Source organism: Burkholderia sp. LK4 (genome assembly GCF_001043615.1).
In the GTDB taxonomy this organism is placed as follows: domain Bacteria; phylum Pseudomonadota; class Gammaproteobacteria; order Burkholderiales; family Burkholderiaceae; genus Burkholderia; species Burkholderia cepacia.
The window spans coordinates 59,141-73,247 of the sequence record NZ_LDUL01000009.1; the positions used below are offsets into that span (position 1 = coordinate 59,141).

The 14,107-nt window shown below is 67.5% G+C and carries 15 protein-coding genes; 9 read left to right on the plus strand and 6 right to left on the minus strand.

The window, feature by feature from the left end; all coding sequences use genetic code 11:
* Positions 1 to 255 precede the first annotated feature (255 nt).
* The 4 genes from VK92_RS04410 (at position 256) to VK92_RS04425 (ending at position 3,671) form a co-directional block, all read left to right on the plus strand.
* Positions 256 to 894, plus strand: a complete 639-nt coding sequence (locus VK92_RS04410) for a MarR family winged helix-turn-helix transcriptional regulator (RefSeq protein ID WP_027788730.1) — start codon at positions 256 to 258, stop codon at positions 892 to 894.
* Between the two features lie 28 nt (positions 895 to 922).
* Positions 923 to 1,633 carry a glutamine amidotransferase gene (locus tag VK92_RS04415; RefSeq protein WP_048024053.1) on the plus strand — a complete coding sequence of 237 codons (711 nt, stop codon included), beginning with the start codon at positions 923 to 925 and terminating at the stop codon, positions 1,631 to 1,633.
* A 215-nt stretch (positions 1,634 to 1,848) separates the two neighbouring features.
* Entirely contained in the window at positions 1,849 to 2,961 is a 1,113-nt protein-coding gene (locus VK92_RS04420; protein WP_048023990.1) for an NADH:flavin oxidoreductase/NADH oxidase, read from the plus strand.
* A 179-nt stretch (positions 2,962 to 3,140) separates the two neighbouring features.
* Positions 3,141 to 3,671, plus strand: coding sequence for an SET domain-containing protein (locus tag VK92_RS04425; RefSeq protein WP_042975626.1), 531 nt, complete (start codon positions 3,141 to 3,143; stop codon positions 3,669 to 3,671).
* Between the two features lie 134 nt (positions 3,672 to 3,805).
* Here the strand turns inward: VK92_RS04425 and VK92_RS04430 are convergent, their stop codons facing one another.
* Both VK92_RS04430 and VK92_RS04435 read right to left on the minus strand, forming a co-directional pair.
* Positions 3,806 to 5,290, minus strand: a complete 1,485-nt coding sequence (locus tag VK92_RS04430) for a sensor histidine kinase (RefSeq protein ID WP_048023988.1) — start codon at positions 5,288 to 5,290, stop codon at positions 3,806 to 3,808.
* A gap of 119 nt (positions 5,291 to 5,409) precedes the next feature.
* Positions 5,410 to 6,102 (minus strand): response regulator, encoded by a 693-nt coding sequence (locus VK92_RS04435; RefSeq protein ID WP_006401494.1) that lies wholly within the window; start codon positions 6,100 to 6,102, stop codon positions 5,410 to 5,412.
* Between the two features lie 122 nt (positions 6,103 to 6,224).
* Here VK92_RS04435 and VK92_RS04440 point away from each other — a divergent pair, with 122 nt between their 5' ends.
* On the plus strand, positions 6,225 to 6,455 hold the full coding sequence (locus VK92_RS04440; RefSeq protein WP_021160419.1) for a DUF3717 domain-containing protein: 231 nt from the start codon (positions 6,225 to 6,227) through the stop codon (positions 6,453 to 6,455).
* A 92-nt stretch (positions 6,456 to 6,547) separates the two neighbouring features.
* On the opposite strand, the gene VK92_RS04445 is transcribed toward VK92_RS04440, so the two are convergent.
* Together VK92_RS04445 and phhA are read right to left on the minus strand one after the other, a co-directional pair.
* Complete coding sequence (locus tag VK92_RS04445) at positions 6,548 to 6,925, minus strand: 4a-hydroxytetrahydrobiopterin dehydratase (protein WP_255221837.1); 378 nt, start codon at positions 6,923 to 6,925, stop codon at positions 6,548 to 6,550.
* 95 nt (positions 6,926 to 7,020) lie between these two features.
* Positions 7,021 to 7,914, minus strand: a complete 894-nt coding sequence (gene phhA, locus VK92_RS04450; protein WP_048024051.1) for a phenylalanine 4-monooxygenase — start codon at positions 7,912 to 7,914, stop codon at positions 7,021 to 7,023.
* 139 nt (positions 7,915 to 8,053) lie between these two features.
* Here phhA and VK92_RS04455 point away from each other — a divergent pair, with 139 nt between their 5' ends.
* The gene (locus tag VK92_RS04455; RefSeq protein WP_006408082.1) at positions 8,054 to 8,539 is read left to right on the plus strand and encodes an Lrp/AsnC family transcriptional regulator; all 486 of its coding nucleotides are present in this window, start codon (positions 8,054 to 8,056) and stop codon (positions 8,537 to 8,539) included.
* A gap of 74 nt (positions 8,540 to 8,613) precedes the next feature.
* On the opposite strand, the gene VK92_RS04460 is transcribed toward VK92_RS04455, so the two are convergent.
* Entirely contained in the window at positions 8,614 to 9,147 is a 534-nt protein-coding gene (locus VK92_RS04460) for a class IV adenylate cyclase (RefSeq protein ID WP_048023987.1), read from the minus strand.
* A gap of 177 nt (positions 9,148 to 9,324) precedes the next feature.
* On the minus strand, positions 9,325 to 10,224 hold the full coding sequence (locus VK92_RS04465; RefSeq protein WP_042975630.1) for a LysR family transcriptional regulator: 900 nt from the start codon (positions 10,222 to 10,224) through the stop codon (positions 9,325 to 9,327).
* 183 nt (positions 10,225 to 10,407) lie between these two features.
* On the opposite strand from VK92_RS04465, the gene VK92_RS04470 reads away from it, so the two are divergent.
* From VK92_RS04470 to VK92_RS04480, 3 genes are all read left to right on the plus strand, one after another.
* The gene (locus VK92_RS04470; protein ID WP_048023985.1) at positions 10,408 to 12,093 is read left to right on the plus strand and encodes a GMC family oxidoreductase; all 1,686 of its coding nucleotides are present in this window, start codon (positions 10,408 to 10,410) and stop codon (positions 12,091 to 12,093) included.
* 447 nt (positions 12,094 to 12,540) lie between these two features.
* Positions 12,541 to 13,320, plus strand: coding sequence for an ABC transporter ATP-binding protein (locus VK92_RS04475; protein ID WP_021160426.1), 780 nt, complete (start codon positions 12,541 to 12,543; stop codon positions 13,318 to 13,320).
* A complete protein-coding gene (locus VK92_RS04480; protein WP_048023984.1) occupies positions 13,317 to 14,072 on the plus strand; it encodes an ABC transporter ATP-binding protein in 756 nt (251 codons plus the stop codon). Before VK92_RS04475 ends, VK92_RS04480 begins: the two co-directional genes overlap by 4 nt.
* Positions 14,073 to 14,107: the final 35 nt, after the last annotated feature.

A 14,107-nucleotide genomic window follows, 5' to 3' on the forward strand; every position in this document is an offset into this window, starting at 1 on the left:
TTTGGTTATCCAGTGATTTTCCACAGAATGAAGGGGATAACTTAGCTGTGCGATTTTCCGCTCTCGCTTAGAATGTCGGCTTTGCGGACACCGGAACGATGCGTGTCTTACCGGTCGCCGCGAACGCGACCGCCGCGTGTGCCCTCGCGACGGCCGTGCTGACGCACTCGCAAGAGCGTGTCTGTTTTGAGATAGACATTCGATCTCCACACTACGGCCGCTCGGCAAACCGGGCGGCGGCAAAGCGAAAAGACTATGAGCGAAGGCGTTTACGGGAATCAGGCTTCGGGACGTGTGACCCACAGCCTGCTGCGGTTGAGTACGGCCATGCGAAGCCAGGCATGGGATTGGGCGGAAGGCGCTGGCCTCACGCCGACGCAGGGCGAGATTCTCGTGCTGCTGCTGCAACGCAAGGGCCCGATGCGGCTCGGCGAGATCGCGCGCGAGACGCAGCTGACCGCGGCGACCACGAGCGATGCGGTCAGCACGCTCGAGACGAAGGGTCTCGTCGAGAAGCGCCGCGCGCTGGACGACGGCCGTGCACTGGCCGTGCGCCTGTCGGCCCGTGGCCGCACGGCCGCGAAGAAGGCGCTGCAATGGCCTGAATTCCTGACGAAAGCCGTCGGCAAGCTTGGCGCGGACGAGCAGGGCGCACTGTATCGCGCGCTGCTGAAGACGCTGCGCGAACTGCAGGTGGCCGGTGCGACGCCGCCGCAGCGCATGTGCCTGACGTGCGCCCACTTCCAGCCGGGCAAGCTGTCGAAGAAGACCGTGCATCACTGCGCGGCGCTCGACATCTCGATGTCCGACAGCGATCTGCGTCTCGACTGCTCGGTGCAGGAAGAAGCCGACGCGGCAACGCAGAAGAAGACCTGGAAGATTTTCGCCGGCTGACGTCCGTCGATCGACCGGGAGGCCGATGATGAACGCTGAAGTCGTGGCGATCCGCCACGTGCACTTCGAGGATCTCGGGAGCTTCGAGCAGGTGCTCGGCGAACGGGGGCGGCGGGTGCGCTACGTCGACGTCGGGTCATCGCGCTTCGAGGTGCTCGACGTACTCGAACCGTCGCTCCTCGTCGTGCTCGGCGGGCCGCTCAGCGTGTACGACGACGCGCAGTATCCGACGATCGCGCCGCTCGCGGCGCTCGTGCGCACGCGCATCGACGCCGGGCTGCCGATCCTCGGCATCTGCCTGGGCGCGCAGTTCATCGCCCGGGCGCTCGGCGCGCGCATCTACCCGGCCGCTCAGCACGAACTCGGCTGGGCGCCGCTGACGCTCACCGATGCCGGCCGCGCATCGCCGCTGCGCCATCTCGATGGCGCGGCGACGTCGATGCTGCACTGGCATGGCGACACGTTCGACCTGCCGGGCGGTGCGATTCATCTCGCGTCGACACCGGCCTGCCGCCACCAGGCATTCGCGTGGGGCCAGCACGTGCTGGCGCTGCAATGCCATCCGGAAATCCGCACCGACCGCTTCGAACCGTGGCTGATCGCCAACGCCGGCGAAATCGCGGCCACGCCCGGCATCGACGCGCGCCAGTTGCGCGCCGATACCGCGCAGCACGGCCCCGCGCTCGAGGCGGCCGCGCGACGGATGTTCGCGGAGTGGCTCGACGGCGTCGGGCTCTGACGCGGCAAGCGGCGCCGCCGTTTGCCGCGAAGCGGTTGCCCGGCCCGCGTCCGTTGCAGGCCGGCGCATCGCCGTATGCGCGCGGTTTGCCGCGTCGCCGGCAACCCGCCTCGGGCCGTACCTGACCATCCGCTTACTGCCGCACGCGCCGTCAGCACGCTTGCGGCCTGCGTGCTACGCTCGTTCGCTCTTTCCTTTCCTGGCGAGCGGCCTCCATGACTGCGCTGTTTTCCCCGTTCACGCTGCGCGGCGTGACTCTTCCGAACCGGATCGTGATCTCCCCGATGTGCCAGTATTCGGCCGAGCGCGGTGAAGCGACCGACTGGCACATGATTCACCTCGGCCATCTCGCGCTGTCGGGCGCGGGGCTGCTCTGCATCGAGGCGACCGCGGTGGAACCCGACGGGCGCATCACGCATGGCGACCTCGGCCTCTGGGACGACGTGACCGAAGCCGCGCTGAAGCCCGTGCTGGCCGCGATCCGCAAGCATTCGCCGATCCGCGTCGCGATGCAGTTGTCGCACGCGGGGCGCAAGGCGTCGAGCAACGTGCCGTGGCAGGGCGGTCAGCTCGTGCCGGTCGCCGACGGCGGCTGGTTGCCGCACGCGCCGTCGGCGGTGCCGCACAAGGACGGCGAGACGCCGCCCCTCGCCCTCGATGCCGCCGGCCTTAACCGGATCCGTGAAGCGTTCGCGGCCTCGGCGAAGCGTGCCGCTCGGCTCGGCATCGACGCGATCGAGGTGCATGCGGCACATGGCTACCTGCTGCACCAGTTCCTGTCGCCGCTCGCGAACCAGCGCACCGACGAATACGGCGGCTCGCTCGAAAACCGGATGCGCTTTCCGCTCGAGATCTTCGAGATCGTGCGCTCGGCGTTTCCGGAAGACCGGCCGGTCGGCGTGCGCGTGTCGGCCACCGACTGGGTCGAAGGCGGCTGGGAGCTCGACGATACGATCGCGTTCGCGCACGAACTGAAGCGCCGCGGCTGCGACTGGATCGACGTGTCGTCCGGCGGCGTGTCGCCGTTGCAGAAAATTCCGCTGTCGCCCGGTTACCAGGTGCCGTTCGCGCAGGCGGTGAAGCGTGCGGTCGGTATGCCGACGGTTGCCGTCGGGCTGATCAACGAGCCCGCGCATGCGAACCGGCTGATCGAGGCCGGCGATGCCGATTTCGTCGCGATGGCGCGTGCGATGCTGTACGACCCGCGCTGGCCGTGGCACGCGGCGGCCGAGCTCGGTGCGCAGGTGACGGCGCCGCCGCAGTACTGGCGTTCGCAGCCGCGCGAGCACAAGGCGTTGTTCGGCGACGTCGCTTTCGGCCAGCGTTGAGCATCGCACGCGCAATATTGCGTGTGATGTTGAACGAAGCAATCGTGAACGTGTAGGATGCGGGTGATTCGCCGCATGCCCCGACGCGGCACCGACCGGTGCCGCGTTTTCGTTTTGCGCGGCGCGAGGCCGCGATCGCGGCCGCCCCCATTCAAGTCGTTTTCACAAGGATTCGGTCGATGAGTTCACGCAGGATCGCGGTGCGCCGCTCGGGAGTACACGGCAAGGGCGTGTTCGCCGTGGCGCCGATCAAGGCCGGCGAGCGCGTAGTGGAATACAAGGGCGAACGAATTTCGTGGAAGGAAGCGCTGCGTCGCCATCCGCACGACCCGAGCGAACCGAACCATACGTTCTACTTCGCACTGGACGAGGGCGGGGTGATCGACGGCAAGATCGACGGCAACAGCGCGCGCTGGATCAACCACTCGTGCGCACCGAACTGCGAAGCCGAGGAAGTCAAAGGCCGCGTGTACATCCACGCGCTGCGCGACATCGGGCCGGAAGAGGAGCTGTTCTACGACTACGGCCTCGTGATCGACGCGAAGCTGACGAAGTCGCTCAAGCGTGAATACGCGTGCCATTGCGGCGCAACGTCGTGCCGCGGCACGCTGCTCGCGACGCCCGACGACGGCGGCAAGAAGAAAAAGAAGAAGGACAAGAAGGACGGCAAGTCCGAGTCCCGTTCGAAGGACAAGAAAAACAGGAAGTGACGCAGGCGGCGGCGCATCGTGCGTTGCCGTTGCCGTTTCAGCGCCCGGCTGCCGCATCATGCGGCTTGCTGCCGGGTTTTCCGCCTTCGTCATCCGGCGCGCGGCCCGGCCAGGGGCCGCCCGCCGCGAATCGCTCAGTGCGTCGACTCGGCGGCCGGGGTTTCGCTGGCCGGCTTGTCCGTGCGTGCAGCCAGCGGCACCCTCACCACGAAGCGCGAGCCGCCTTCCGACGCATCCTCGTACGATACGGTGCCGCCGTGCATCGCGATGATGTCGTGCACGATCGCGAGGCCGAGCCCGGCGCCCGTCTCGACGCCGTTGCCGTTTTGCGCGTCGCCGCGGAAGAATCTCTTGAACAGGTCGGCCTGCTGGTTGGCGGGCACGCCGGGGCCGTTGTCCTCGACGACGATCTCGGCGGCCGGCTGGCCGCCCTCGAGCGCACCGCGCGCGACATTCACCGTGATCCGCGCACCGTCCGGCCGCGCGAGCGGCACGTACTTCAGCGCATTGTCGAGCAGGTTCGCGATCACCTCGCGCAACAGCACGGGGTTGCCGCGCACGACCAGCTTCTCGTCGTCACCCGGATCGTCGGTACGCTGGAAGCCGAGGTCGACGTGCGACGCGAGTGCGCGCGGCACCCATTCGGCGCCCGTCTCGAATGCCATCGCCGCGAGGTCGACGTCGACGAACCGCGCGGCCTGTTCGCCCGGTTCCGCGCGAGCGAGCGACAGCAACTGGTTCGACAGTCGCACCGCGCGGTCGGCGGCCGCGCGCAGCTCGCGCACCGCGGCGAAGGTCTGGTGCGGGTCGCGTGCAACGGCCGCTTGCTCCGCGTGCAGCTTCACGGCCGTGAGCGGCGTGCGCAACTGGTGCGCGGCGTCGGCGATGAACTTGCGTTGCGCGTCGAGCGCGGTTTTCAGGCGGCCGAGCAGGGCGTTCATCGCGCTCGTCAGCGGCCGGATTTCCAGCGGCACCTCGGTTTCGTCGACCGGTTCCAGCGACGTGTGGGTCTGCCGGTTCAGCGAATCGGCCAGATGCGTGAGCGGGCCGAGCTGCTGGTTGACGACGCGCCACACGATGCCCCAGCCCGCGAGCAGCAGCAGCAGCAGCGGCATCATGATCGCGACGAGGAATTCGGCCGCGATCCGGTAGCGGTGCCGCACCGGCTGCGCGACCTCGACGACCATCGGCTTGCCCCCCTCGACGTTGTCGACGCGCACCTGTGCGACCCGTACCGCGCGGTTGTCGTATTCGGCCTCGAACACGTATGCGTGATGCATGCGGCGCACGTTGATGCCCCGCAGCGGCAGCTTCGGATCGCCGGCGAGTTCCTGTTCGCCGTCGCTGATCCGGTAGATCAGCGCTTCGGCGGGATCGGAGAACATCGCCTGCGCGAGCGGCGGCACCGTGAACGGCGCGTCGGGGCCGGCGATCTGGATCTGTTTGGAAATGGCGGTCGCGAGATCGGCGAGCGAGCGGTCGATCACGTGCTGCGTGTATTGCCACGCGAGCCAGTAGGCGATCAGGCCGCTCATCAGTGCGAGCATCGACAACGGGGCGGCGAGGCGCCGAAGCAGCGAGCGGCGCAGGCTGGTGGTCACAGCCGGATCAGGTGACATTTCGACGGGCAAATGGATAAGCGCCGCTCACGGGGAGCGGCGCGGTCGTACGCCGGGCGGCGATGCGGGCAGGGTGGGCGCGCCGGCGGGCGAGGCCGGCCGGTGCGCCGCACCGCCGTTCAGACGCTCGCCGTCTGGCGGATTTCCTGCAGCAGGTAGCCGAAGCCGCGCACCGTGACGATTTCGACGCGGCACTGCTCGAGTTTCTTGCGCACGCGGTGCACGTAGACTTCGATCGCGGTGTCGCCGAGATCGCCGCCGAAGTGCGTGAGGTGATCCTGCAGCTGGGCCTTGCTGACGACGCGGCCGTGACGCAGCAGCAGCATTTCGAGCACCGCGAATTCACGCGGCGACAGTTCGAGCGGCTTGTCGTCGTTGAAGATGCGGCGATCGACGCCCGACAGGCGGACGCCGCCGAGCGACACTTCCGGGCGCGGCATGTCGCTGTGCGGGCCGCTGCGGCGCATCACCGCGCGGATGCGCGCTTCGAGCTCGGCCGGCTCGAACGGCTTGAGCATGTAGTCGTCGGCGCCGGAGTTCAGGCCCTGGATCCGGTCGTTCAGCTCGTCGCGTGCGGTCAGCACGATGACGGGCGTGTGGCGGTTGGTCTGGCGGAAGCGCGTGAGCAGCGTCATCCCGTCGATGCCCGGCAGGCCGAGGTCGAGGATCACGAGTTCGTGGCGGTTTTGTGCCAGCGCCTGTTCGGCAAAGATGCCGTCATGCACCATGTCGACGGTGAAGCCAGCCTGCTCGAGGCTGCTCTGGATACCGCGTGCGATGGGGCGGTCGTCTTCGATCAGAAGGAGTCGCATGAAGTTCGCTCAAGTACAATGGGTTGGCGGTTCAGGCACGCGGACAGCACGACGCCGTTTCCACAGGGGTGCCGCGACACCTGACATCAAGCATGGCGGCCAGCGAACGATTAAATCCAATCATGTCCGATATTTCGATCAACGACCTAGAAGCCGCGATCAATTTCTGGCGCGCCCGCTCGCCGTCGAGCGGCGACGAACTCAAACTCTGCGAAGAGGCCAGCGCGCTTTCCAAGCCGTATGCGCTGCTGATTGTACAGCGCCAAGGCGCGCTGCAACTGGAAGGTTTGGACCCCAAGGCACGGAATGCGTACGAGACTTACGTGCGCCTTAAGGATGGCTTGGAAAGCTGAAGGCTTTCGCTGACTACATCCTAGAAAACGTTCATCGAAATGAAAAGTTGACGCGCCGCGCATCGAAGGACGCGCGGCGGTAGAGGAAAGTGTCAGGCGGCCGGTTTCGCGTGCGCGCCGGCAAGGTCGATGAAAAGCGCCAGTTCGATGTCGCGTTCGGTCAGGCCGTCGGCGTCGTGGGTCGACAACGTGATGTCGACGCGGTTGTACACGTTGAACCATTCCGGATGGTGGTTCATTTCCTGCGCCTTGATCGCGACGCGCGTCATGAAGCCGAAGGCTTCGTTGAAATCGGCGAAGCGCAGGCTGCGCTGGATCGCGTCGCGGCCCGGTACGGCCGACCAGAGCGGCAGGCCTTCGAGCCGGGTCTTGCGTTCTTCTGATGTGAGCTTGTGGATCATCTTGCACCTCTCGTTCGGTAACGGCGCCCGCGCGCGGCTGCGCCGCGCGACGAAGCCGGCACCGGTCATTGTTTCATAGTTGTGGGACGGCCATCCGGCGACGGGCATCCGGGGACGGCCATCCGGGGACGGCCATCCGGCGACCATCGGCGCCCGCTCGCGGGTCACGCGTCGGCGTCGTCGGGCCAGCCTTCGCCGGTGCCGAGATGCAGTACGCGATCGGTATCGAGCACCGCGCCGGCCGCGAACTCGGGCAGCGCCGCCAGCCGGTCGGCCAGCGCGCGGCCGTCGACGTCGGCGAGCGCAAACAGCTGCGCGAAATCGTCGATCACGAAGTAGGTCTTCTGGAACGTGTCGATCCGGTACTTCGTACGCATCACGCGCACGAGGTCGAAGCCGAGCCGGTTCGGCGCCGCGCTTTCGAGGCTGTACAGGCTTTCGCCCTTGCTCGACACGATCCCGGCGCCGTAGATCGACAGGCCGTTCGTGCCGCGCGGATCGCGGATCAACCCGAATTCCACCGTATACCAGTAGAGTCGCGCGAGCCGCGCCAGCGCTGCTTCGTCGTCGGCGACCGCGAGCGCGGTGCGGCCGTACGCCTGCATGTAGTCGGCGAACACCGGGTCGATCAGCAGCGGCACGTGGCCGAAGAGATCGTGGAAGCAGTCGGGTTCCTGCAGGTAGTCGAGCTGGTCGGGGCGGCGCATCCACCAGGTGACCGGGAAGCGCCGGTTCGCGAGATGCTCGAAGAACACGCGGTCGGGCACGAGGCCCGGCACGGCGACGATCTCCCAGCCCGTTGCCGGCTTCAACTGGCGGTTCACGTCGGCGAACGACGGAACGCGATCGGCCGGCAGGTCGATCTTCCCGAGCCCCGCGACGAACGCGTCGCACGCGCGCCCGCGCAGCAGCGCCGACTGGCGTGCATAGAGCTGCTTCCACACCGCGTGGTCGACCTGGCCGTATCGCGCGAGCGGCTGGTCGATGGTGAAATCGGCGCGGGTTTCGAGGCCCGCATCGAACTGCTCCTGCAGTTTCGCGGTGACGACGGTGGACATGATCTGGCTCTGCACGTGGCGGTTGTGAACCATGCAAGTGTAGAGCGGGCTGCGCGCGGAATGGGCGCAATATTGGCGTCGATTCGCGTGATGATGCGATAATCGCGCATAAAATCAGGAATCAATGCGGAGAATGCTCATGCTGGAACTCGATCACTTCGATCTCGCGCTGCTGGACGTGCTGCAGCGCTTCGGCCGCGCGACGCATCAGCAGCTCGGCGAGGAGGTGCCGCTGTCGCCGTCGCAGATCGGCCGGCGGCTGCAGCGGCTCGAGGCGGCCGGCGTGATCGAAGGCTACCGCGTGATGCTCCGGCCCGAAAAGCTCGGGCTCGGCGTCACCGCGTTCACGAGCCTCAAGCTCAAGCACCACGGCGATTCGATCATCGAGCAGTTCCAGCAGCAGATCGACGTGCTGCCCGAAGTGCTCGAATGTCACGCGGTGGTGGGCGACGCGGACTACCTGCTGCGAATCGTCGCGCCCGACCTGAACGCGCTGTCGCAGTTCGTGATGAAGAAGCTGATGCGCGTGCCGGGCGTCGACAGCGTGCGCTCGAACATCGTGCTGACGACCTTCAAGCGCAACGGCGCGCTGCCACTCGCGCACCTGGCGCCCGGCGCGGCCTGACACGGCGACAGGACGGCGGCGGGGCGGCAGGGTCGAAGGCGGCGCGGGTTGCGCCGCCCCGGCGCAGGGCCGGATCAGGCCGCTTCGGGCTGCGTGTCGGCGTTCAGCAGGTCGACGTATGCGACCGCGACGAGATCGTCCGGCGACACGCCGAGCTTCGCGAACACGGCGTGCGCTTCGGCTTCGCCGCCGGCTTCGTCGTCGTCGGGGCCGAGCACGACTTCCAGTTCGATGAAATCGCCGAGGCCGTCGACGCGATCGAGATGGATGCGCGTGCGGCCCGCCAGGTACACGTGCCGTTCCTTCGTCACGATTCCGCGCGTGGTCAGCGCGGTGGCGAGCAGCGCGTGCATCGCGTCGGGGTTCGTCACCGGGCTGCGCGTGTAGTACGACGCCTTCGGGCCGTCGCGGTCGTCGCGCTGGTAGAAGATCAGTTCGGCCGGCGTGCCGTCCTCGAAGCGGCGCAGCTTCAGCCGGCCGCGCGGCACGTCATAGAAGAAATCCTGCTGCCGATAGAAGAGCGGCGCTTCGGTCGCGAGTTTGGCCGCCTGTTCGCGCAGCTGGTCGAATTCGCGGGCGCGGGCTTTGATCTCGATGTTGCGGGCCATGCGGGTCTCCTTCAATCGGGGTCTCGCGGTGTGCGAACGCACAATCTAGCAAAAACGCGGAGACGGTGGCGTGACGGCAGGGGCGGGGTGCGGCGCGATGACGCGTGTCGTGCCCGGCAGCGGGATGCCCGACGCCCGATGCCCGACGCTCGGCACGCGCACTTTCATCAGCGCCGCTCATATCGCCCATTGCGCTTCGATCAGCCGCAGCGCCGCCGCGATCGCCGGTTCGTCGCGCCGCTCGGCGAGCGTCACGAACGTCAGTTCGGTCGGCACCGTCACGCGTTCGACGATCGTCAGCGCATGCGCGTGCGCTTCGGCCAGCGCGGTCGAGTCGCGCGCGAGCGTCAATCCGATGCCCGATTTGACGAGATCGAGCATCGACTGCTCCTGGTCGACCTCGGCAACCTTGAGCGGCTGCGCGCCGGCGTCGGCGAAGCGCCGCGACAGCAGCCGGTGGTGCGCGGATGCCGGCGGCGTCCAGATCCACGGCAGCGTGGCCAGCGAGCGCCAGTCGTTTACGCGCTGGACGCGCTCCTTCCAGCCGGCCGGCGCGAGCACGCGGTACTCGAACTGCGTGAGCGTGACGGTGTGGAACAGTGCGCCGTCGAGCGGATCGTCCTCGCCCGGCCGGCCGATGTAGTAGCCGACGTCGAGCGCCTGCGTGCGCACCTGTTCGATGACCCACCCCGACATCCCGTGCCGCAGCGCGGTTTCGATCTGCGGATGGGTCTCGACGAGCGCGCGCAGGAAGCCGCCGAGCCGCAGGAAGCCCGGATCGAGGATCGTGCCGATCCGCAGCCGGCCGCGCACCTCGTGCCGCAGCGCAGCAGCGGCGCGCTGTACGTCGGCGGCCGCGGCGAGCGCGCGTTCCGCATGCGGCAGCAGGGTCTGGCCGTCGCGCGTCAGCGCGAGCCCGCGCGACGTGCGCGTAAACAGCGTGACGCCGAGCGTTTCCTGCAGATGCTTGATCTGCAGGCTGACGGCCGGCTGCGTCAGGTGCAGCTGCACGGCGGCGCGTGTCAGGTTGCCTTCGCGTGCGACCGTCGCGAACGCACGGAGCAGGGTGAGATCCATCGTCGTGATATGAGCGCGGCTTATAACGCAGTTCAGCATAACTCATTGGATCGCCAGCCGGCGGCGGGAGTACGCTTCATCGGTCGTGTCGGGCGGCCGCCAGCGCGGGCCGCGACGCACTATGCTGAAAATGCGCGCGGCACCGCGCCGCGCGGCGCACAACAACGAAGAAGGGGACACGCCGTGAGTACTCCACGCACGCTCGAAGGCGAATTCGACTACGTGATCGTCGGCGCGGGCACCGCGGGCTGCGTGCTCGCGAACCGCCTGACCGAGGATCCCGACATCCGCGTGCTGCTGCTCGAAGCGGGCGGCAAGGACGACTATCACTGGATCCACATCCCGGTCGGCTACCTGTATTGCATCGGCAACCCGCGCACCGACTGGCTGTACAAGACCCAACCCGAAGCGGCGCTCAACGGCCGGGCACTGTCGTATCCGCGCGGCCGCGTGCTCGGCGGCTGCTCGTCGATCAACGGGATGATCTACATGCGCGGCCAGCGCGAGGATTACGACAGCTGGGCGCAGGAAACCGGCGACGCCGGCTGGTCGTGGGACAGCGTGCTGCCGATCTTCAAGCGCAGCGAGGATCACCATGCGGGCGCGAGCGACGCACACGGCGCGGGCGGTTACTGGCGTGTCGAGAAGCAGCGGCTGCGCTGGGAGATCCTCGAATCGTTCGCGCAGGCCGCGCAGCAGACGGGCATCCCGGCAACCGACGACTTCAACCGCGGCGACAATTCCGGGGTCGGTTATTTCGAGGTGAACCAGAAGCGCGGCGTGCGCTGGAATACGTCGAAGGCGTTCCTGCGCCCCGCGATGGCGCGCCCGAACCTGACCGTGATCACCGGCGCGCACGCGCAGCGCGTGATTTTCGACGGGCGGCGCGCGGTCGGCGTCGAATATCGCGGCGGCGGCACCGATTACGTTGCGCGGGCGCGCGCGGAGGTGCTGCTGACGTCCGGCGCCGTGAATTCGCCGCAGCTGCTCGAACTGTCGGGCATCGGCGACGGCCGGCGGCTGCAGGCGCTCGGCATCGACGTCGTGCAGGATCTGCCGGGCGTCGGCGAAAACCTGCAGGATCACCTGCAATTGCGGATGGCGTTTCGCGTCGAAGGCGTGCGCACGCTCAACACGCTGTCCGCGCACTGGTGGGGCAAGCTGATGATCGGCGCGGAATATGCGTTGCTGCAGCGCGGGCCGATGTCGATGGCGCCGTCGCAGCTCGGCGCATTCGCGAAATCCGATCCCGACGATCCGGCACTCACGCGCCCCGATCTCGAATACCACGTGCAGCCGCTGTCGCTCGAACGTTTCGGCGAGCCGCTGCACAGCTTCAATGCATTTACGGCGTCCGTGTGCCATCTGCGGCCGACGTCGCGCGGCAGCGTGCATGTCGCGAGCGCCGATCCGGGTGTCGCACCCGCAATCGCGCCGAACTATCTGGCGACCGACCACGATCGCCACGTCGCCGCGAACGCGTTGCGCCTCACGCGCCGGATCGCGTCCGCGCCGGCGCTCGCGCGTTATCGGCCTGAGGAGATCCTGCCCGGCACGCAGTACCGCAGCGAAGCCGAGCTGATCGACGCGGCGGGCGCCGTCGGCACGACGATCTTCCACCCGGTCGGCACCTGCCGGATGGGGCGGGCCGACGACGAGCGTGCGGTCGTCGACAGCCGGCTGCGCGTACGAGGGATCGCCGGGCTGCGGATCGTCGATGCGTCGGTGATGCCCTTCATTACATCGGGCAATACCAATTCGCCGACGCTGATGATCGCCGAGCGCGCGAGCGACATGATCCGTGCCGATCGCCGCGCGGCGCGCGAAGCGACGACGGTGCGAACGGAGCCCGCGGCGACGGCCGCGTGACGGAACGCTGACACGCACGACAGCGGGCCGTCATGATGACGCCCGCTGATTCGATATGCGAAACAAGCTGCCGGTGCCGATCGTGTCGATTGCGTCGCTTCACCGGCAAGATCCATGCAAGCCGTGCAGTCGCACGGCTTTCGTGTTGAGTGCCTGCCGCGCCGCGCGAAGAGGCAACGGTCGATGATGCACGTGTCAAAAAAACGTGGCGAAAAACCGTGCACAGCCGCGTGCGACATGGCGGCCAGCCCTATAAGTGCAAATCCCGATGATTGCACTGCACCAACGGCGAGACAATGTGGCGCAGTGTGCATACGCGTCGGCGCGGGAGACCACCCTCGAGGCGTAACACGGCGCCCGGGGCAGCCTGCTCATCCGCTGACGTGTTTCGCGGCCGCTTCGCGCGAATCTTCCCGGTGCTTCGCCTGACTTCGTACGGAAGGGAACATGATTCTCGGCGACACGATTCTGGAAACACGCGGACTGACCAAGGAATTCAGGGGTTTCACGGCCGTCAACGGCGTGAACCTGCGTGTGCGTCGCGGTGCGATCCATGCGTTGATCGGACCGAACGGCGCGGGCAAGACGACCTGCTTCAACCTCCTCACCAAATTCCTGACGCCGACGGCCGGCCAGATCGTCTTCAACGGGATCGACATCACCGACGAGCGGCCCGCGCAGGTCGCGCGGCGCGGCATCATCCGTTCGTTCCAGATCTCGGCCGTCTTTCCGCACCTGACCGCACTGCAGAACGTGCGCATCGGCCTGCAGCGCGCGCTCGGCACCGAATTCCATTTCTGGCGCAGCGAACGCACGCTCAAGCGGCTCGACGACCGTGCGATGGATCTGCTCACGCAGGTCGGCCTCACCGATTTCGCGCAGGTGCCGACCGTCGAACTCGCATACGGCCGCAAGCGCGCGCTGGAGATCGCGACCACGCTCGCGATGGAGCCCGAGCTGATGCTGCTCGACGAGCCCACGCAAGGGATGGGCCACGAGGACGTCGATCGCGTGACCGCACTGATCAAGAAGGTCGCGAGCGGCCGCACGATCCTGATGGTCGAGCACAACATGAACGTGATCGCGGGCATCTCCGACACGATCACCGTCCTGCAGCGCGGCGAGGTGCTGGCCGAAGGCTCGTATGCGGAAGTGTCGAAGAATCCGCTCGTCATCGAAGCCTACATGGGCAGCGCCGACGCGGCGCTCGCGGGGGCGCACGCATGAAGCACAGCGAACGGGAGGAACGCGAATTGAGCGGCGTCGAAAGCGGTACGCCCGCGCTGGAGATCACGGGCCTGGAGGCCTGGTACGGGGAATCCCACATATTGCACGGTGTCGACCTGACGGTGCATCGCGGCGAGGTCGTCACGCTGCTCGGCCGCAACGGCGCGGGCCGCACGACGACGCTGCGCGCGATCATGGGCCTCACAGGCCGCCGCAGCGGGTCGATCAAGGTCGCGGGCAACGAGACGATCGGCCTCGCGACACACCGCATCGCGCATTTCGGTGTCGGCTACTGCCCGGAGGAGCGCGGGATCTTCTCGAGCCTGTCGTGCGAGGAGAACCTGATGCTGCCGCCGCCGATCGGGCCGCGCGATCACGCGATGTCGATCGACGAGATCTACGCGATGTTCCCGAACCTCGCATCGCGCCGGCAGAGCCAGGGCACGCGGCTGTCCGGCGGCGAGCAGCAGATGCTCGCGGTCGCGCGGATCCTGCGCACCGGCGCGAACCTGCTGCTGCTCGACGAGATCTCCGAAGGCCTCGCGCCGGTGATCGTGCAGTCGCTGGCGCGGATGATCGTCGCGCTGAAGGCGCGCGGCTACACGATCGTGATGGTCGAACAGAATTTCCGCTTCGCGGCGCCGCTCGCCGACCGGTTCTACGTGATGGAGCACGGCAGCATCGTCGAACATTTCCAGGCGGCCGAACTGGAAAGCAAGATGCCGACCCTGCACGACCTGCTCGGGGTGTGACGCCGCCCCGTCTCTCTCGCCGCTAGCCGTGGCGG

Coding starts and splice junctions, on each gene's coding strand:
- VK92_RS04435 (WP_006401494.1), bottom strand. CDS start 6,102: ATGCGACTCCTTCTGATCGAAGACGACCGCCCCATCGCACGCGGTATC.
- VK92_RS04475 (WP_021160426.1), top strand. CDS start 12,541: ATGATTCTCGGCGACACGATTCTGGAAACACGCGGACTGACCAAGGAA.
- VK92_RS04415 (WP_048024053.1), top strand. CDS start 923: ATGAACGCTGAAGTCGTGGCGATCCGCCACGTGCACTTCGAGGATCTC.
- phhA (WP_048024051.1), bottom strand. CDS start 7,914: ATGTCCACCGTCGTCACCGCGAAACTGCAGGAGCAGTTCGATGCGGGC.
- VK92_RS04420 (WP_048023990.1), top strand. CDS start 1,849: ATGACTGCGCTGTTTTCCCCGTTCACGCTGCGCGGCGTGACTCTTCCG.
- VK92_RS04445 (WP_255221837.1), bottom strand. CDS start 6,925: ATGACCGGTGCCGGCTTCGTCGCGCGGCGCAGCCGCGCGCGGGCGCCG.
- VK92_RS04465 (WP_042975630.1), bottom strand. CDS start 10,224: ATGGATCTCACCCTGCTCCGTGCGTTCGCGACGGTCGCACGCGAAGGC.
- VK92_RS04440 (WP_021160419.1), top strand. CDS start 6,225: ATGTCCGATATTTCGATCAACGACCTAGAAGCCGCGATCAATTTCTGG.
- VK92_RS04425 (WP_042975626.1), top strand. CDS start 3,141: ATGAGTTCACGCAGGATCGCGGTGCGCCGCTCGGGAGTACACGGCAAG.
- VK92_RS04480 (WP_048023984.1), top strand. CDS start 13,317: ATGAAGCACAGCGAACGGGAGGAACGCGAATTGAGCGGCGTCGAAAGC.
- VK92_RS04460 (WP_048023987.1), bottom strand. CDS start 9,147: ATGGCCCGCAACATCGAGATCAAAGCCCGCGCCCGCGAATTCGACCAG.
- VK92_RS04430 (WP_048023988.1), bottom strand. CDS start 5,290: ATGTCACCTGATCCGGCTGTGACCACCAGCCTGCGCCGCTCGCTGCTT.
- VK92_RS04455 (WP_006408082.1), top strand. CDS start 8,054: ATGCTGGAACTCGATCACTTCGATCTCGCGCTGCTGGACGTGCTGCAG.
- VK92_RS04410 (WP_027788730.1), top strand. CDS start 256: ATGAGCGAAGGCGTTTACGGGAATCAGGCTTCGGGACGTGTGACCCAC.